Genomic DNA, 17,424 nt, shown 5'->3' with positions numbered 1-17,424 from the left:
AACCCGGACCAGAGGCGTCAGGACCCGGACGCCGCGGGCCAGCGTGGGCGCGTGCGACAACACGGGCTGCAGGCTGGAATCGGGGAGTGAAACTGGCCGTAGTGCAATAGCACGTTCACCTGGGTCCGGTCGAGGCGGGCGGAGTCTTCGGGAAAGCACTGCACCTGCACCTTCACCGTAGCCGGGCGCAAGGTAAACTGCTGGCCCTTCGGAAAGTCGCGCAACTCAGGCACTACCTGCACCGGAAAGGAAATCAGGGGCCGGGGCTGCAGGCGCACTTTCACCTCCTGCACCTGGGCCTGCACTAAGTCGGGGCCGCCAATGGGCACGATGATGGCCCCCTCGCTACTGCCGGCCGGGGCCTGGGCAAATGCACTGGATACGGACTAGCCAGGCTGTTGACGGTACGGGCCGGGCCATGAAAGGCCACGCTTTCGGGCGTAAACACGGCCGCGTAGGGCAAGGCCGAGCCGTCGGCATTCGGACTCAGCCCCAGGGGCAGTCGGCGGGTCACGAGCCGGTCAAACTCTACCCAGAGCGTATCGGCCAGCACGTAGTTGAACTGCAGCCCTTCCATAGCCGCCTGCAGCGCCGGCCGCAGCGACTGGCCCGTGACGAAGCGCGTGACGGGCAGGCGCTGCAGGCGTACTTCGGCGGGCCGCACGTCGAGCAACAGGTTTTTGCGCAGCAGCTTCCAGCCCCGGCCCGTTACGTTCACGGCTACTTCTGTGGGCAGGGGCTTCACCGGAATGTAGCGCTGCTCATCGTAAGCCCACTGCAGCGGGTAGGTGATGCGCGTGGTGTAGGTCTTGTTCAGGGCGTTGAGCAGCCAAAATGTGGAAGCCGCCAGAAAGCAGGCCGTTACGGCGCGCCAATAGCTCCGCTCCTGCCCGAAAAACGGGCTGGTAAACCAGCGGGCCAATCGATACGCACGGGCAAACGGCATGACAAGCCAGTTTACGAGTTGGCGGGTGCTACGGGTGCCGCCGGTGTAGTCGGAGCGGCGGGAGTGTTCTTGGGGCTACTTCGCGGGCAATGGCCGTGCGGTCAAACTTGAGGCGCACTCCTTTGTCGACCTCGATGATAACCGATTCTTCGTGCACCTCCAGCACCTTGCCATGCAGCCCCCGATGGTTACCACGCTGGCGCCTTTCACCAGCGACTCCCGAAACTTCTTGGCTTCGGAGGAGCGGCGCTGCTGGGGCCGGATCATGAAAAAGTAAACAACAAGGGCAATCAGGACTGGGAATGCCAGGGAAGTCAGCCCTTCACCGGTTTGGGTCTGTAACAGAAGCGTAGTCAGCATGGTCGAGAGTAAGCAGTAAAAACATCTGTCATCCTGAGCAAAGCGAAGGACCTTATACCAGTTGAACAACTTGTTTCAACGTGATAAGGTCCTTCGCTTTGCTCAGGATGACAGTACGAGGTAATCCTTCTAGGTGGCCAAGCCGGTTATTGCTTTACCGGTCCTTCCGTGCTGGCGGGCAGAATGTTGGCGCGGATGGCAATCTGGGTGATGTTGGGCTGGGTGTTGGCCCGTACCGCTACCTCTTTGTTTTGCAGACCAGCTTTGCCGTGGCTGTCAAACTGCACGTCGATGGTGCCTTTGCCGCCGGGCGCAATAGGGTCTTTGGTCCAGTTGGGCGTGGTGCAGCCGCAGGAAGCCGTGGCATTCTCAATCAGCAGCGGCGACTTGCCGGTGTTGGTGAATTCGAACGTGTGCTTTACCACGTCGCCCGCCTTGATGTCGCCGAAGTTGAACTCCGACTCGGTGAAGCTCATCACCGGGGCATTGGGGTTGGGAGCAGCCGTTTCGCTGGCCACGTTGGGGTTGTCCACCGTGGGGTTAGCCGCGTCGGAGGCCACCGTAGCGGCCGCGTTCATGCCTTCAGCCCCTACTTCGGCGGGCTTGTCGTTGTTGCAAGCACCAAACATGAGGGCGCTGGAAAGCAGCAGAGCAGAAAACAGGGTACGTTTCATAGGAGAAGAAATGCGGCCATTTGGAGCCGTCGGAAAAGTAAAGTTAAGACGAAGCACGAGAAAATCAGAACAAAGGCCGAAAGCCCTAACTTAACCTCCCGCGGGCTTACGTTGTTGAAAAGAGAACGTCATGCTGAGCCTGCCGAAGCATCTCTACTGCTAAAGTAACTTCTAATTACCGCTGCAGTAGAGATGCTTCGGCAAGCTCAGCATGACGCCCTGACTATTCTTATACAACTACGCCAGCTTGGCGATGATAGACTGAGCAAACTCGCTGGTGCTGGCCTTGCCGCCCAAGTCGCCGGTGCACTGCTCCTTGTGCTTCAGGGTTTCGTCCAGCGCCTTTTCGATACGGTCGGCCAGCTCGTGCTCACCCAGATGGTGCAGCATCATCAGGCCCGAGCGCAGCAGCGCCGTAGGGTTAGCTTTGCCCTGGCCGGCAATGTCGGGAGCCGAGCCGTGCACGGCTTCGAAAATGGCCATGTTGTCGCCGATGTTGGCACCCGAAACCACCCCGAGGCCGCCTACAAGGCCGGCGCAGAGGTCGGAAAGGATGTCGCCAAATAAGTTGGTCGTCACCACCACGTCAAACTGCTCGGGCTTATTCACGAGCTGCATGCACATGTTGTCGATGATTTTATCCTCGAACACGATTTGCGGAAACTCGGTAGCGGCCTCTTTGCAGGCGTCGAGCATGAGCTTACCGGCCATCTTCAGGATGTTGGCCTTGTGGGCCAGGGTCACCTTCTTGCGGCCGTGCTTGGCGGCGTAGGCAAAGGCGGCGCGGCAGATTTTGCGCGAGCCTTCCACCGTGATGCGGTTAAACGAGTCGGCAATGCCTAGGCGCTCGTCGTACACTTCCAGGCCCGAGTACAGACCTTCGGTGTTTTCGCGGAACAACACCAGGTTGACGCCGGTGTAGCGCGATTCGATACCCTCGGTGGTTTTGGCCGGGCGCACGTTCTGGTAGAGGTCGTACTTCTGGCGCAGCGTGATGTTGATGCTGCGGAAACCCTTGCCCACGGGCGTCGTGATGGGGCCTTTCAGGGCCACGCGGTTTTTCTCCAGCGAGTCGAGCAACGACTGCGGAATCAACTCGCCCGACTGGTCAAAGGTCGTCTGGCCGGCATTCTGCTCTTCCCACTGAATGGGGGCGCCAGCGGCCGTGAAAATGTCCTGAACTGCCTTCGTGATTTCGGGCCCGATGCCGTCGCCGGGGATGAGGGTGATGGTGTGCATTCTGCTACTATCTATTTAGGAGAGGTACTGAGGTTACTCGTCTGAAAGTGAACTGCCTGCCGACTTACAAGCTCATTCACTAGGCTGCATGCAGCCCTTCTGCCGCAAAGGTAACACGGCTGGGCAAGGGCAAAATAAAAATGTGCTGCTGCGCTGAAGATGAATTGTTCTTCAGCGCAGCAGCACATCTTAAAAACATCGGCGGGCGGCTTTAAACGGCTTTGCGCGAGTTAATCTGGTTGATCAGCTGGTCGACGTCGCCGAGCAGCTGTTCGGCTTTACTCTTGGCGTCCTGAATTACGCGCTGGCCTTCCGACTTGGCACTCGACGTGGGGTTCAGGTCGTTGCGGCTGGTGACGAGGCTTTCGGTGAGGTCGGCCAGTACTTCGCGGTACTTTTCGAGCTGGTAGCTGAGCCAGCTACGGGTTTCGCGCCCCTTTTCCGGAGCAAACAGAAGTCCAACAGCGGCCCCGGTGAGGGCACCGCCCGCGAAGCACAGAATACCGGTAGTGGTTTTGCTACCCATGGCTAGAAAGGAGTGGCGAGGTGGGAGAATGGATGGAAAATGTGTACTCAACAACGCATAGCGCATAGCTGAGGTTGCTCCGGGACTCTACCGACCAGCTTACTGGTTGTCGAGCAGGCCCCGGCCTGACTTGCGGATGGCACCGCTGGCCGTCAAGTCCTGGGCCAATTTATCGAGAATACCGTTCACAAACTGCTTGCTCTTGGGCGTGCTATACATTTTGCTGATTTCGATATACTCGTTGATGGTGACTTTCACGGGGATACCCCGGAAAAGGTGCATTTCGCAGAGCGCCATTTTCAGCAGAATCTTGTCCGTCAGCGCCACGCGCTCCACGTCCCAGTTCTGTACCGACTCGGCAATGAGCTTCTCGTACCGCTCGTCGTCGGCCAGGGTCTGCTTGTAGAGCGTCTCGGCAAATTCTTTGTCGTCAACCCAGTTGGCCGACAAGGACATCAGCTCCAGGTTTTCGTCGGCGGCTTCGTCGAGCATCTTCAGGGTCTTGACCACCAGGTTTTTCACCACCGAGCGGTTTTCCTCCCAGTTCTGGTCGTCTTCCTCCAGGTAAGCCGGCAGCGACTCACCCTTAAACACGAAGTTCTTGTAGAGGTACTTCAGCAGCTCCTGGTCTTCGGCATAGTTGCCGGCCGGGGCTGCCAGGTAGCTCTGAAACTCTGCGTCGAGCTTGATTTCGTTGCGCCAGGCTTTGCGCAGGGCCTCCATGTCGTCTTCGCCGGTCCACTGGGCGTTGCGCCGAATGGTCAGGTCGAGCAGCTGCTTGTTGCCAATCAGCTTCTGTACTACCTGGTTTTCCTCGAAGCGGGTCGTGTCGAGCGGGGTTTCCTTGGAGGGCGTGAAGCGACGGGCTTCCCGCTGCTTTTCTTCCTCAATCACGCGCAGCAAGGCATCCGGCAGATTGAGCAGGTGCAAATACTGGGTGTGGATGCTCTCGGCCCCGTGCACCATCTGCCCGGCGTAGAACGAGCCATCCTTGGCCTTCTGCTTGATATAGTAGCTGATGGCGTCGGTTACGGCGTCGTTCACCTCCTTGTCGTCGATTTTCTCGACCTCGGCTGCCGAGCCGCCCTTGTGCCACTCCCGGAAAATAGCCTCAGCCATTTTCTGCTGCCCTTTCAGCAGCTTGCGGTCCTGGGCTTCGGGAGCGTTCAGGTCAGGGGCAAAGGCATCCGCAATGCGGTCCTGGGCCAGCATAAAATCGGACCCGACGGCCTGATGGTAAGCGTACAGGGCCTGCATAACCTTAATGCGGAGCGTGCGGCGATTGAGCATCTTCTTGGGAAATTGTGAAATTGTGAGGTGGTGAAATTGTGAGTTACTGTTCTGTCTGCGCAGCTCCGCGCCAGCGGAACAACAAACTCACAATTTCACCATTTCACAATTTCACCTCTAATAGGTGGATTTAACTTTACCGAGCGAAGCAATGCGCTCCTCGGCCTGCCGAATAGCAGCTTTCTGGGGGTGACTTCCCTCCTGCTCAGCTTTGTTGAGCACTTGCGTAGTGAAGTCGAAAATCTTTTCGGTCTGGGTAAGCGCGGCCTGACGGCTGCTGCCTACCACTTCGGAATATACGTTGATCAGACCACCGGCATTGATCAGGAAGTCGGGGGCGTACACGATGCCGCGCTCCACGAGCTCGGGGCCGTGCACATCTTCGTTCTTGAGCTGGTTGTTGGCGCAGCCGGCAATAACGCGGCACTTGAGCCGGTCGATGGTGTCGTCGTTGATGGTGGCACCCAGCGCGCAAGGCGAATAGATGTCAACGTCCTGGTCGTAGATTTCGTCCAGGCCCACAGCTACGGCGCCGAAACGGGCGGCGGCTTCCAGGGCGCGGTCTTCGTAATAGTCGGTCAATACCAGCTTGGCGCCTTCCTTCTGCAGGTATTCCAGCAGGTAGGTGCCCACATGGCCCACGCCCTGCACGGCGATGCGCTTACCAGTCAGGCTTTCCGAGCCGAACGCCTTTTTGGCGGCGGCCTTCATGCCCATATAGGTGCCGTAAGCCGTCACCGGCGATGGGTCACCGCTGCCGCCCATGCTTTCGGGCAGGCCGGCCACGTGCTTGGTTTCCATCCGGATGTACTCCATGTCCTTGGTGGTCATGTTCACATCTTCGGCCGTGATGTACTTGCCGTTCAGGTTTTTGACGAAGCGGCCAAACTTGCGCAGTAACGCTTCAGTCTTCTGCGTTTTGGCGTCGCCAATGATGACGGCTTTGCCCCGCCCAGGTTCAGGCCCGAAATGGCCGCTTTGTAGGTCATGCCGCGCGAGAGGCGGAGCACGTCGTTCAGGGCCTCCATGTCGGAAGCGTAGTGCCACATGCGGGTGCCGCCCAGGGCTGGACCCAGTACGGTGTTGTGGATGCCGATGATGGCCCGCAAACCGGTTTCGTGGTCGTGGCAGAACACAACCTGCTCGTGCTGATGCTCGGCAATCTGACCGAAGACCGACGTATCGGCCAGCGTTTGGATTTCAACCATTTGAGTAAACTGAAAAAAGGGTGGGAAGATTGGGTGGGGTCGGGTGTTGTATCTTTGAACGAACGGGCGCGTAGTCTGTTCAATTCGGGTGCAAAAGTACCCAATTTTTCCAAGCCGGGCACCCTACCCTTCCGGATTTGCCGGAAAGGTCACGGCTTCTTAACCTGCTCCAACTCCAGCTTCCGTGCGCGCATTATCCGCTACCAATAAATACCTGTACCGCTACAAATGGCATTTTCTGGGCGGCGTCCTGTTCGTGGCGCTATCCACGCTACTCGCCATTTTCCCGGCCCAAATCGTGCGCTACGCCTTTGATCTGGTGGGTGAGGGCATTGATTTGTATCACCTCTACGCCGGCACCCGGGCCCAGAGCGGGGTGTATGAGCTCTTCGGCCGCAACGTGCTGCTCTACGGTCTGCTCATCGTGCTGATGGCCTTGCTGCGCGGTATCTTCCTGTTTTTCATGCGCCAGACGCTCATCGTGATGAGCCGCTTGGTGGAAAACGACCAGAAAAACGAAATTTTCCAGCACTACCAGTCCCTACCCCTGAGCTTTTACCGCCGCCACAACACCGGCGACTTGATGTCACGCATTAGTGAGGACGTGGGCCGGGTGCGTATGTACATCGGGCCGGCCTTGATGTACTTTATGCAGCTGGTCATTCTGTTTGTGCTCATCATCCCGCTCATGCTGATGGTGAACGTGAAGCTGACCCTCTACACGCTTATTCCGCTGCCCATCCTGTCGGTGAGCATTTACTACGTCAACAACCTGATTGAGCGGAAGTCCGACGAAATTCAACGCTCCTTAGCGGCCATGACGACCTTCGTGCAGGAGTCCTTTTCGGGCATCCGGGTGCTTAAGTCGTTTGTGCGCGAGGACGATTCCCACCAGCAGTTCACCGCCGCGAGTGACAACTACAAAGAGAAGTCCCTGAGCCTGAACTTCGTCAACTCCCTGTTTTTTCCCTTGATTCTGTTCCTCATCGGCATTAGCACCATTGTCACGGTGTGGGTGGGCGGCCAGGAAGTGATTCGCGGCACCATCACCACGGGTAGCATTGCCGAGTTCCTGATTTACGTGAACCTGCTGACCTGGCCCGTTACGGCCCTGGGCTGGACGTCCTCCCTGGTGCAGCGCGCCGAAGCTTCTCAGGCCCGCATCAACGAGTTTATGCACCAGCAGACCGACATTGTTTCGCGCCAGAACATCCAGCAGGAAATCCAGGGCGACATTGTGTTCGACAACGTTTCGTTTACCTACCCAGACACCGGCATTCAGGCCCTGCGCGACGTCTCGTTCCGCATCCGACCCGGTCAGACCCTAGCCGTTATCGGCAATACCGGCTCGGGCAAGAGTACCATTGCGGCCCTGCTTTGCCGCTTGTACGACGTAACCGAAGGCCAGATTGCGGTAGACAGCGTGGACGTGCGCGACTTTTCGCTCAACTCGCTGCGGGAGCAAATCGGCTACGTGCCCCAGGACGTGTTTCTGTTTTCGGACAGCATCCGCAACAACATCAACTTCGGCCTCGACAACCCGAGTGAGGAGCGGATGCAGCAGGCCGCCAAGGATGCCAATGTGTATGACAACATCATCCGCTTCCCTGAGGGCTTCGACACCAAGCTCGGCGAGCGAGGTATTACGCTCTCAGGCGGACAGAAGCAGCGCGTCAGTATTGCCAGAGCTTTGGTGAAAGAGCCCAAAATCCTGATTCTGGACGATTCGCTGTCGGCCGTGGATACCAACACCGAAAACGCCATTCTCAACAGCTTGCAGCGCATCATGCACAACCGCACCAGCCTGATTATCTCCCACCGGGTATCGTCGGTGAAGCTGGCCGACGAAATCCTGGTGCTCGATGACGGCGTGATTGTGCAGCACGGCACCCATGAGGCCCTGATGGAAGAGGAAAACGGCCTGTACCGCGCCCTCTACGAGCGGCAATTGCAGAACGAGGAGGCCTAACGGCCCTCTTTAACTGTCTTCGTGATTAGTATCAGCCTCCAAACCGTTGGATACCGAGCAAAAGAAAAGCCCTTGCGAAGCAGGTTCGCAAGGGCTAAGCAGTAGCTAAAGAAATAACCTTACTGGCCAACCATCACCCGGCGTACGCCGCTGCGGGTTCCGGACGTGCACTGCACCAGGTAAGATCCGGCCGGCAGCTGGCTCACGTCCAGGGTGATGGCCTCGTCGCCGGCTATCAGGTCGCGGGTAATAACCGGACGGCCGTTCACATCATTGACCTCTACTCGGGTCGGGCCCGTAACGTTGGTGCGCACAATCAGACGCTTGGTCAGCGGATTGGTATCGACCCGCACCTTGATGGCATCGGAGGAAGGAGTGGCCACTTCCATCTTGCTGGTAATAAGCTCCGGAGGAGCGGGCTTTTCCTGGGCGGCCACGGCCGAGGCGGCCGGCTTGGCCGCTACAGCTGCCTTGACGGCGGAGGCTGGCGCTTTGGCAGGAGCTTTAGCTGCCGGTTTCGTTTGAGCCTGGGCCGATCCGAGCCCCAGCAGCATTCCTAATCCCAAACTAAGGGTTACTACAACCGTTTTCATACCCACCCCAAACGTAGTAGAAGACATTTCATTATCCGTCAGCAAAAGTAAAGAATAGTCCTTGCTTCTGGTAGAAGCAGATGGCGTCCGAGTATCTATATTACTCATTGTCAAGCGCAAATTCCAAATTTGGCGGCCCTGAATTATGGCCCGCTCCCGTTTAGCAAACCGTATGCCCAACTTCGGCGGATTCAACGACTGTAGTGAAGGGCGTAAAAAGAACGAGACAACCCTAAAATATTTCCGCTTGTATTTCAGGCACCTAGGGATTAAAGCTCTTCTTTTCCTAAAAAGATAGTAGTGAAGCTTGCTTGACTTTCAATTCTTCTCTTACCTTTGTGACTCGATTCCTCGGGGTGTAGCGTAGCCTGGTATCGCGCCAGCATGGGGTGCTGGAGGTCGTAGGTTCGAATCCTGCCACTCCGACGGAACAGTTTACTGTTCGAAAAGCCTCCCGACTTCGGTCGGGAGGCTTTTTTCGGCCGTAACAATACTTTTCTGAGCTTTACGCAGCTCGGTATTCGGGGTGTAGCGCAGCCCGGTAGCGCGCGTCGTTCGGGACGACGAGGCCGTAGGTTCGAATCCTGCCACCCCGACCAGCATTTTTCTAGCCCAAGAGCCCGTCGACCTTAGATTCGGCGGGCTCTTGGGTTTTATTGCGCTGGATTAGCAACCTATACTATTCGCACCGGCAGCAAAGCTATAGCAACACTATCGACGCTACCTTGCGCTCTTTCCATCTATGGTTCTCTCTTAAATGATCCAGCCAAAACTGAGAAGGCTCGCTGGGCTCCAACGATACGGACGTGAAGCTGGATCAGTCCAGTCAATTCAACATCAACCCAACGGCCGGATATTCCTATCCCAGAAGTCAACTACCAGCACCTTCGACGCTGGTCTGGGTCTGAGCAGCCTACAGTTGGGCGCCGCTTTCTATTTCGGCCGCTAGCCTTACCTAGGCTATTGAAAAAGCTCTAGGTCGAATGACCCGGGGCTTTTTTTATGCGGCATACACGATATTTTATATACGCCCGTTTATCCCGGTACTACGCAACGGCCATCTGATTCTAGACAGGCTCCGGCCACCTTTTGGTGCTTTATTCACTTTTCTATTTCCCCTCCCTACATGAACAAATTTATCTGTGCTGCCGCGCTCTGTTGCGGTAGCGCCCTGTCCGTCCGTGCCCAGACTTCAGCCGGTACTATCCTGCTCAGTGGCGCCATCAATTACAATACCTCCACAGAAGATCGTAACGGGGTAGGATCCTTCTCGTTTAATCCTTCCTCCACCGAAGACTACCGGTATCTGCGGCTGAGCCCCTCGGCTGGATTCTTTGTGGCCGACAAGCTGGTAGTAGGCCTTCAGGCCGACTTTACTACAAGCAAGCGCACCCTCTCGCAGGACGAGTACATCAACGCAACGGGGGCCGTGATGCGGTTTACGTCTATTGACGAGGAAAAAGGTGTTACTGTGGGGCCGTTTGTCCGCTACTATCAGATGTTAGGTGAAAAGTTGGGTCTGTACGGCCAGCTAGCGGGCGGATATTTCTACGGCACCTACGAACAGCGCGGTGACTATCAGCTGAGGTCGCAGCAAGGAACGTCGAAAGGCGGCTACGGTAGGTTTACTCCCGGAATCGTGTTTTTTCCTACTCCCAAACTAGCCCTGGAGCTTACAGTAGGCAATGCTTCGTATAATTCCGGCACAAGCAAATCCCGGTATTCTGCGGGGGCACAAGAAGGTACCGAACGTAAGTACAGCAACTTCCAAGGCTCTTTCGGTTTCCAGCACATAACGGTGGGCGCTGCTTTCCACCTGGGGAGCTAGGAATCTTCTCAGACCATGTGGGGCGGGCTTTCTTGGAAGAAGGAAGCCCGCTTTTGCATAAATAACCGGGCTACTCCACCACCGCCAGCACTTCCGACTCGCCCTGCTCGGGAAACCGCTCCAGGTATACGTGCTTTAGCTTGAGCTGCTGCTGCTTTACGGCGTCAGTAATGGCCGGGTAGAGCTTGTTGGGAGCCACCAGGTAGCTGGCCGTAATGCGGGCCTGCACCACGCGCTGCCCGGCAGCAAACGTGCGGTACCGGTAGCCGGCGGGCAGCTGCTGCGACACAGTGTCGGCCACGACCAGCCCAATGAAGGCGCGAACCGTGTCGCGGGCTTTGGCGGGGTCGTTGTAGTATATATTGGCCAGCTCCCCGTGCAGGCGGCCCTGGTCCTTGGCGTCCTTCACGCTGCGAAACAAGGGGCCAAACTTCTCGTCACTAGCCAAACCTTTGAAGGCCTGACCGGCCAGAAAGACAGGAGCGTCGGTAGTCGTAACCGTCACGGATGCCTCCTTGAAGCCGCCGACGTAAGCGAAGAGAATGGCCGCGCCAATGGTGAAGATGAAAATAAGCAGAAACAGCCAGCGGGTCATAGAAACGGGGTTATTCGGCGGGAGTATTCAGGGCGTCTTTGTACTGCATCTGGTAGAGCTGCTGGTAGAAGCCGCCGTGGCGTAGCAGTTCTTCGTGGGTACCAGCTTCCTTAATTTCGCCGCGGTCCAACACAATGATACGGTCGGCCTTCTGGATGGTGCTCAGGCGGTGGGCAATGACGAGGGAAGTACGGCCCTGCATCAGCTTTTCAATAGCCTGCTGAATCAGCTCCTCGGTTTCACTATCCACGGAGGACGTGGCCTCGTCCAGAATGATGATGCGGGGCTGGTAGACCATGGCCCGCACGAAGGAAATCAGCTGGCGCTGCCCTACCGACAGGGTCGCGCCCCGCTCCATTACGGGGTACTGCAGGCCGCCGGGCAGCCGCTCGATAAAGCGCCGGGCCCCGACCAGGTCGGCAGCAGCCCAGATTTGCTCCTCGGTAATATCCTTGTTGCCCAGGGTGATATTGTCCTGAATGGTGCCGGCGAAGAGAAACACGTCCTGCAACACTACCCCGATGTGGCGGCGCAGCTCCTTGAGGTCGTACTCGCGCAGGTCATGGCCATCCACGGCAATGGTGCCCTTATTGATTTCGTAGAAGCGGCTGAGCAGGTTGATAATGCTGGTTTTGCCCGCGCCCGTAGCGCCCACGAAGGCAATGGTTTGGCCTGCCTTTACCTCAAAGCTTACGTCGCGCAGCACGTATTCCTCGTCGTTGTAGGCAAACCAGACCTTGTCGAACTTCACGTCGCCCTGGAGCTGAGCCGGGGCATAGGTACCGTTGTCGGCAATAAGCTCCTTGCTGTCGAGTAGCTTGAGTAGCCGCTCGGTACTTACCAAACCCAGCTGCAGGGTGTTGAACCGGTCGGCAATCTGACGGATAGGCCGGAAGAACAGCGCGTTGTACATGATAAAGGCAATGAGGGCCCCTTTCGAAATCGTGCCTTCAATCTGCCCTTGGGCGGCGTACCATACTAGCAGACCCACGCCCACAGCGGCCAGCACTTCGGCCACGGGAAAATAGATGCTGTAGTAAAGCACCGAGCGAATGTTGGCCCGGGTGTGCTCCTGGTTGATGGCCTTGAACTTGCGGTATTCGCGCTCCTCGTTGTTGAAAATCTGGACCACGTTCATGCCCGTCAGGTGCTCCTGCACAAAGGAGTTGAGGTTGGCCACGGCCGTGCGCACTTCCTGAAACGAGGTTTTCACTTTCTCCTTGAACACGTAGGTACTGTAGAGCAGCGGCGGAATAACCGAGAGGCTGACCAGGGTCAGGCGCCAGTCAATCCAGAACATGAAGCCCATGATGAAGAGCAGCTGCAGAATGTCGCCAATCATGGCCGCCAGTCCTTCGCTGAACACGTCGGACAGGGTTTCCACGTCGGAGATATTGCGGGTCACCAGCACGCCAATGGGCGTCCGGTCGAAAAACTTCAGCCGCAGATCCAGGATGTGCTTGTAGAGGTCCACGCGAATATCGCGCACGATGTACTGGCCCAGCCAGCCACCAAAGTAGGTTTGCAGGTAGCTGACCAGGGCGTGGGCCACCAGCAGAATCAGCAGCAGGCCAAACATCTTGTTGAGCCCCAGCATGTCGCCCTGTTCGATGCTGACGTCGACCATGCGCTGAATCAGGAAGGGACGTAGCGTGCCCAGGGCGGCGGTAGCCACGGTCAGGAAGATCAGGAAGTAAAAAACCCGCTGGTAAGGCCGCACATAGGTCATCAGACGGCGCAGCACCTGCCAGTCGAAGATATTGCCGGTTTTAGTAGCGGTAGTAGCTTGTTCCATGAGGATATTTTAGAACTCAGAGCGTAGATGGTAGAGCGTAGACGACGAGCGAGGCCGGTTGGGAATGACTCAAACAGCTGAAACGGGCAAATGCTTCGTTGGCTTCTGAGTTCTATGCCCTCGGTTCTGAGCTCTTAAAGTCTCAAACCACCAGATACGGCAATTCCAGCGTCGCAGCCGGCGCGGGCACCAGCTCGACGGGATACTCCACCTTGCTCAGGAACAAGCCCTGGGCCGGAGCGGCGCCCCCCGCATCCACCCGATTCTGGGCCAGCAGAATGGCTTTAAACTCGGCGGGCGTAATCTTGCCCCGGCCTACCATCAGCAAAGTGCCCACCACGAGCCGCACCATGCCGCGTACGAAACGGTTGGCCCGGATGCGGAATACCAATCCGCCCGGCGTGGGGTGCCAGCCGGCTTCGTAGCACACGCACACATAATGGTTTTCACCGCCCTTGACCTTGGAAAAGCTGGTAAAGTCAAACGAGCCGAGCATGGAAGCGGCGGCCTGGTTCATAGCTGCCACGTCTGGGGCACGGTCCAGATACAGGCTGTGGTTCACACTGAACGGGTCGGGCACGAGGCGCACGTGGTACTCGTAGGTGCGGGCCTCGGCGTCGAAACGGGCGTGGGCCCGGTCGGGTACCGGGTGCAGCAGACGGGCGGCAATGTCCTTGGGCAGGGCCCGGTTGAGGCGGTACACCACCGTGGCTTCATCCAGCGTAGCCGGAATATCGGCGTCGAAGTGCGCTACCTGGTGGCTGGCGTGCACGCCGGTGTCGGTGCGGCCACTGCCCAGAATATGGATGGGCTGGCGCAATACCTGACTCAGGCACCGCTCCAGCTCCAGCTGCACCGTCAGGGTGTTGGGCTGCACCTGCCAGCCGTGGTACTGGGTGCCTTCGTAAGCCAGATGAAGAAAATAGCGCACTGCGGTAGAGGTTGGAGGTTGAAGGCTGAGTATCAGTTGCCGGACGTTTGACGTCCGATAGAGGAAATGAAAACCCCTAGTAATCAGCCATCAGGGTTTCAGCGCCGTGAACAATAGCGCGTCTTGCACAAGGCCTTCTTTCACGAGGCTTTTCTGCAGCCGGGCTTCCAGGTGGTAGCCGGCTTTGGTCAGCACCCGGGCCGAGGCAGCATTGCGGGCAAATATTTCGGCGTACAGCCGGCTCACATCGAAGTGAGCAAACGTGTAGTCAGTCAGGACTCGCACGGCAACGGGCACAATGCCCCGGCCCCAGTACTCCCGCCCCAGCCAGTACCCGATTTCGGCGCTGCACCGGTTGATGTCGTCCTTAAACAACACACTAATGGCCCCCACGGCTTCCCGGCCACTTCAATGGCCAGGTGAATATCCTTGGAGGCCGGATCAGTGGTCAGGCCGATGTACCAATAGGCGTCTTCCAGCCGGTACGGGTGCGGAAATATGTCGCGCAGGTTTTGCCAGATTTCCCGGTCATTGGCTTGCTCAGCCAACACCGGGGCATCGTGCAGGTGCCAGGGCCGCAGCCGTGCATCTTGTAGCGGCAAGGCAAGCGTCGGGCGGAGCAGGGAATCAGCCATCAGCTTACCAATTAGCGCCTAGAGTTTCTCGAAGATAGTAGCAGCCCCCTGCCCTACACCTACGCACATCGTCACGAGGCCGTAGCGGGAGCCTTCCCGACGTTGCATCTCGTGCAGGAGCGTCGCCGTAATCCGCGCTCCACTAGCTCCCAGCGGGTGACCAATGGCAATAGAGCCACCGTTTACGTTCACTTTGTCGGGGTCCAGCTCCAGGTCGCGCAGGCAGGCAATGCTCTGGGCAGCAAAGGCTTCATTTAACTCAATCAGGTCCAGGTCGTTGATAGTCAGACCAGCGCGCTGCAGCACCTTCTTGGTAGCCGGCACCGGGCCAATGCCCATTACCGACGGGTCCACACCGGCTACGGCCGAGCACACCACCCGGGCCATGGGCTTGAGGTTGTAACGCTTCAAGGCTTCCTCGCTCACCACCAGCACGGCCGCAGCCCCGTCGTTGATACCCGCCGAGTTGCCGGCCGTCACGGTGCCATCTACGGGCTGGAAAGCGGGCCGGATGCTGGCTAGCTTTTCCATCGACGACAAGCGGGGCGGCTCATCGGTGTCGAACAACGCGGTATCCCCCTTGGGGTTGGGCACGAAGACAGGCACAATTTCGCGGCGGAAGCGGCCTTTCTCCTGGGCCCGCTGGTACTTCCGCTGGGAGTTGAAGGCAAACTCGTCCTGCTCCTGCCGTGAAATGCCATACTTGCGCGCCACGATTTCGGCGGTTTCGCCCATGGCGTACGGGTGGTGCATTTTCGAGAGCTTCTGGTTCACGAAGCGCCAGCCCAGGGTCGTGTCGTGGGCCGTCAGCTCCCGCCCGAAGGCCGTTTCCGACTTGGCCATCACAAACGGAGCCCGGGTCATGCTTTCCGAGCCGCCGGCCAAGTAAATGTCACCCTCCCCGCTCATAATGGCCCGCGAAGCATCCATGATGCTCTGCAGGCCCGAGGCGCAGAGGCGGTTGACGGTCACGCCGGGCACTGTGGTGGGCAGGCCGGCCAGCAGGGCAGCCATGCGGGCCACGTTGCGGTTGTCTTCGCCGGCTTGGTTGGCGGCACCCATAATTACATCTTCCACCGCCGTCTTATCCACGGAAGGATTACGGCGTAACAGCTCACGCAAGACGTGCGCGGCCAGGTCGTCGGGACGTACGCTGCTGAGGGCACCGGCAAATTTGGCAATGGGGGTGCGGACGGCGTCCACGATATAAGCAGTTGGCATTTTATTGAATGCGGTTATTCCGGTCGTTGTTGGCTACTTTTGCCGGCCCGGCGTACAAGTGCGCACGGGCCAGAGTTTCATAACAACAAAGATGATACAAAGAATCCAAAGCGTATTTCTCTTGCTGCTTGCTTTAGCCATGCTAAGCGTCGTGTTTGTTCCCATCTGGAGTAAGCTCGACTCGGCCAGCAACCAGGAGTTGGTTCTCACTGCTACCAAACTTACCTATGCTCACGCCGATGCGGGCATGTCGGTACCCACCAATACCTACGCCATTGCGGCTTTGGCCCTGGCTTCGGCAGCCGTGGCGCTGTTCGAAATTTCCCAGTTCCGTAACCGTTTCACCCAGCTTAAGCTTGGCGTGCTCAACTTCCTGCTGATTGTGGCCACGTTGGGCGCCAGCTTCTACTACTCCGGCATTGGTGAGCGTATGCTTAACATCAAGATGCCCGGCACCTACGAAGCTGGCTTCTACCTGCCCACTGTGGCTCTGCTACTGAATCTGCTGGCCAACCGCTTTATCCGCCGCGACGAGCAGCTGGTACGCTCGATGGACCGCCTGCGCTAAGCGGCGCTGAATACAACAAAAAAGGCTTCTGCATACTGCAGAAGCCTTTTTTGTTTATCAATTCCTAAATTTTAACGCCGGGCCGCGTCCTGAACCTCTTTAATGCTCGACTCGAATTGAAACGAGTCATATACCCGGTAGAAGTTTTGCTGGTCAGTCACGTGGGGGTAAGCAAACTTCGCCAGCTCCACCTTCGAGTTCTCAAAGTCGAGAGTGCCTAGCAGCCGCTTCAAATCATCGGCCTGAATAGTGGACTGCTCCAGGGCTTGCTTGGCTACATCGAGGCGGCTGCTGTCAAAAGACTTGCTTCGCACACTGTTCACCAAGGCGTCTACATCTTGGCCTTGCATGGGCCGATACACGCTCACCGAACCACCCGAATACTGCCCGCCGCCTGCAGGTGGATAATCATCGTAACCGCCGTTGCCCCCATTCGAGCCATTATAGCCGCCATTGGAAGAGCCACCGTTATTGCTGCCATACGAGTCGTCGTAGTAGCCGTCGTTGCGGCCGCTACGGTCGTCGTAGCGCGGGTCGTAGCCGCCGCGGGGCCGTAGCCACCCCGTGGGCCGCCCCGCAGCGGGAAAGCGCCTACCTTGCGTAATACAGGTGGGTAGCCCTGGCGCGTCACTAGCACGTAGGTCGTTTCCAGGCCGGGGTCCAGAAACACGCGGGTGCGGTAGCTGATGGAGCGGCCGTAGCCGGTGGGAATAAAAAACTCAGCCCAGTGGTAACCTGGTACCAGTCGGTCGATGTGAACTTCGCGGGCCCCGTTGCGCGTCAGTGCCCGGCCGTCGAATACTAGATTGAAAGGAATGCCCCGCTCCGATGAAAAGTTTACGTTGGCCGGAGCGGCCTTAAGGTCAGCAGCCAGCAACACGAGCAGGCCGAAGCAGAGGAGTAGCGCCTTTTTCATGGCAACAAGAGCTTTCGGAAAAGCGGCCCATCCGCTTCCGTATTCTCCTTAAAGCCAAGGATTGTGCCAGTTCTGAAACCTTGGTAGCGCCCAGCTTGCCAACGCCCTCATTTATCCGATAGTCAACCTC

The 17,424-nt window shown here is 57.9% G+C and carries 17 protein-coding genes, 2 tRNA genes and 2 pseudogenes; 5 read left to right on the top strand and 16 right to left on the bottom strand.

All coding sequences use genetic code 11. The features are described 5' to 3' along the window. Window positions 1-17: 17 nt before the first annotated feature. From MUN79_RS05675 to MUN79_RS05640, 8 genes and pseudogenes are all read right to left on the bottom strand, one after another. Entirely contained in the window at window positions 18-329 is a 312-nt protein-coding gene (locus MUN79_RS05675; RefSeq protein WP_244676787.1) for a hypothetical protein, read from the bottom strand. Continuing rightward, window positions 305-946: a YbbR-like domain-containing protein gene (locus MUN79_RS05670; protein ID WP_244676786.1), complete on the bottom strand. Its 642-nt coding sequence runs from the start codon at window positions 944-946 to the stop codon at window positions 305-307. Before MUN79_RS05670 ends, MUN79_RS05675 begins: the two co-directional genes overlap by 25 nt. 28 nt (window positions 947-974) lie before the next feature. Beyond that, window positions 975-1,213: pseudogene (gene yajC, locus MUN79_RS05665) on the bottom strand (preprotein translocase subunit YajC). 239 nt (window positions 1,214-1,452) lie between these two features. Continuing rightward, window positions 1,453-1,980, bottom strand: coding sequence for a DUF1573 domain-containing protein (locus MUN79_RS05660; protein ID WP_244676784.1), 528 nt, complete (start codon window positions 1,978-1,980; stop codon window positions 1,453-1,455). 237 nt (window positions 1,981-2,217) lie between these two features. Next, on the bottom strand, window positions 2,218-3,219 hold the full coding sequence (locus tag MUN79_RS05655) for an isocitrate/isopropylmalate dehydrogenase family protein (protein WP_244676783.1): 1,002 nt from the start codon (window positions 3,217-3,219) through the stop codon (window positions 2,218-2,220). 211 nt (window positions 3,220-3,430) lie between these two features. Further along, complete coding sequence (locus MUN79_RS05650) at window positions 3,431-3,745, bottom strand: YtxH domain-containing protein (RefSeq protein ID WP_244676782.1); 315 nt, start codon at window positions 3,743-3,745, stop codon at window positions 3,431-3,433. Between the two features lie 99 nt (window positions 3,746-3,844). After that, on the bottom strand, window positions 3,845-5,035 hold the full coding sequence (gene nusB, locus MUN79_RS05645) for a transcription antitermination factor NusB (RefSeq protein WP_244676781.1): 1,191 nt from the start codon (window positions 5,033-5,035) through the stop codon (window positions 3,845-3,847). Between the two features lie 117 nt (window positions 5,036-5,152). Beyond that, window positions 5,153-6,243: pseudogene (locus MUN79_RS05640) on the bottom strand (Glu/Leu/Phe/Val dehydrogenase dimerization domain-containing protein). A gap of 184 nt (window positions 6,244-6,427) precedes the next feature. Here MUN79_RS05640 and MUN79_RS05635 point away from each other — a divergent pair. Beyond that, the gene (locus MUN79_RS05635; protein WP_244676780.1) at window positions 6,428-8,212 is read left to right on the top strand and encodes an ABC transporter ATP-binding protein; all 1,785 of its coding nucleotides are present in this window, start codon (window positions 6,428-6,430) and stop codon (window positions 8,210-8,212) included. Between the two features lie 119 nt (window positions 8,213-8,331). Here MUN79_RS05635 and MUN79_RS05630 read toward each other — a convergent pair whose 3' ends face one another. Continuing rightward, on the bottom strand, window positions 8,332-8,805 hold the full coding sequence (locus tag MUN79_RS05630) for a T9SS type A sorting domain-containing protein (RefSeq protein WP_244676779.1): 474 nt from the start codon (window positions 8,803-8,805) through the stop codon (window positions 8,332-8,334). 352 nt (window positions 8,806-9,157) lie between these two features. Between MUN79_RS05630 and MUN79_RS05625 the strand changes: the two genes are divergently transcribed. The 3 genes from MUN79_RS05625 (at window position 9,158) to MUN79_RS05615 (ending at window position 10,633) form a co-directional block, all read left to right on the top strand. Further along, window positions 9,158-9,231, top strand: a tRNA-Pro gene (locus MUN79_RS05625). Window positions 9,232-9,327: 96 nt separating this feature from the next. Beyond that, window positions 9,328-9,404 (top strand) — tRNA-Pro (locus MUN79_RS05620). A gap of 527 nt (window positions 9,405-9,931) precedes the next feature. Continuing rightward, a complete protein-coding gene (locus tag MUN79_RS05615) occupies window positions 9,932-10,633 on the top strand; it encodes a hypothetical protein (protein ID WP_244676778.1) in 702 nt (233 codons plus the stop codon). 70 nt (window positions 10,634-10,703) lie between these two features. Here MUN79_RS05615 and MUN79_RS05610 read toward each other — a convergent pair whose 3' ends face one another. From MUN79_RS05610 to MUN79_RS05590, 5 genes are all read right to left on the bottom strand, one after another. Continuing rightward, complete coding sequence (locus tag MUN79_RS05610; RefSeq protein WP_244676777.1) at window positions 10,704-11,228, bottom strand: hypothetical protein; 525 nt, start codon at window positions 11,226-11,228, stop codon at window positions 10,704-10,706. A gap of 10 nt (window positions 11,229-11,238) precedes the next feature. Then, window positions 11,239-13,023 (bottom strand): ABC transporter ATP-binding protein, encoded by a 1,785-nt coding sequence (locus MUN79_RS05605; protein ID WP_244676776.1) that lies wholly within the window; start codon window positions 13,021-13,023, stop codon window positions 11,239-11,241. 142 nt (window positions 13,024-13,165) lie between these two features. Beyond that, on the bottom strand, window positions 13,166-13,954 hold the full coding sequence (gene truA / locus MUN79_RS05600; RefSeq protein WP_244676775.1) for a tRNA pseudouridine(38-40) synthase TruA: 789 nt from the start codon (window positions 13,952-13,954) through the stop codon (window positions 13,166-13,168). A 90-nt stretch (window positions 13,955-14,044) separates the two neighbouring features. After that, the gene (locus MUN79_RS05595) at window positions 14,045-14,347 is read right to left on the bottom strand and encodes a GNAT family N-acetyltransferase (RefSeq protein WP_244676774.1); all 303 of its coding nucleotides are present in this window, start codon (window positions 14,345-14,347) and stop codon (window positions 14,045-14,047) included. A 260-nt stretch (window positions 14,348-14,607) separates the two neighbouring features. Continuing rightward, entirely contained in the window at window positions 14,608-15,810 is a 1,203-nt protein-coding gene (locus MUN79_RS05590; protein WP_244676773.1) for a thiolase family protein, read from the bottom strand. Between the two features lie 91 nt (window positions 15,811-15,901). Between MUN79_RS05590 and MUN79_RS05585 the strand changes: the two genes are divergently transcribed. Continuing rightward, window positions 15,902-16,378, top strand: coding sequence for a DUF4293 domain-containing protein (locus MUN79_RS05585; protein WP_262922990.1), 477 nt, complete (start codon window positions 15,902-15,904; stop codon window positions 16,376-16,378). Between the two features lie 71 nt (window positions 16,379-16,449). Here the strand turns inward: MUN79_RS05585 and MUN79_RS05580 are convergent, their stop codons facing one another. Both MUN79_RS05580 and MUN79_RS05575 read right to left on the bottom strand, forming a co-directional pair. Beyond that, the gene (locus MUN79_RS05580) at window positions 16,450-16,728 is read right to left on the bottom strand and encodes a proline and serine-rich protein 1 family protein (RefSeq protein WP_244676771.1); all 279 of its coding nucleotides are present in this window, start codon (window positions 16,726-16,728) and stop codon (window positions 16,450-16,452) included. A 14-nt stretch (window positions 16,729-16,742) separates the two neighbouring features. After that, entirely contained in the window at window positions 16,743-17,294 is a 552-nt protein-coding gene (locus MUN79_RS05575) for a hypothetical protein (RefSeq protein ID WP_244676770.1), read from the bottom strand. Window positions 17,295-17,424: the final 130 nt, after the last annotated feature.

The sequence above is a fragment of the Hymenobacter cellulosilyticus genome (assembly GCF_022919215.1).
Classification (GTDB): Bacteria; Bacteroidota; Bacteroidia; order Cytophagales; family Hymenobacteraceae; genus Hymenobacter; species Hymenobacter cellulosilyticus.
Note: the sequence above shows the minus strand (reverse complement) of the source record. Positions and strands in the feature narration are given on the sequence as shown.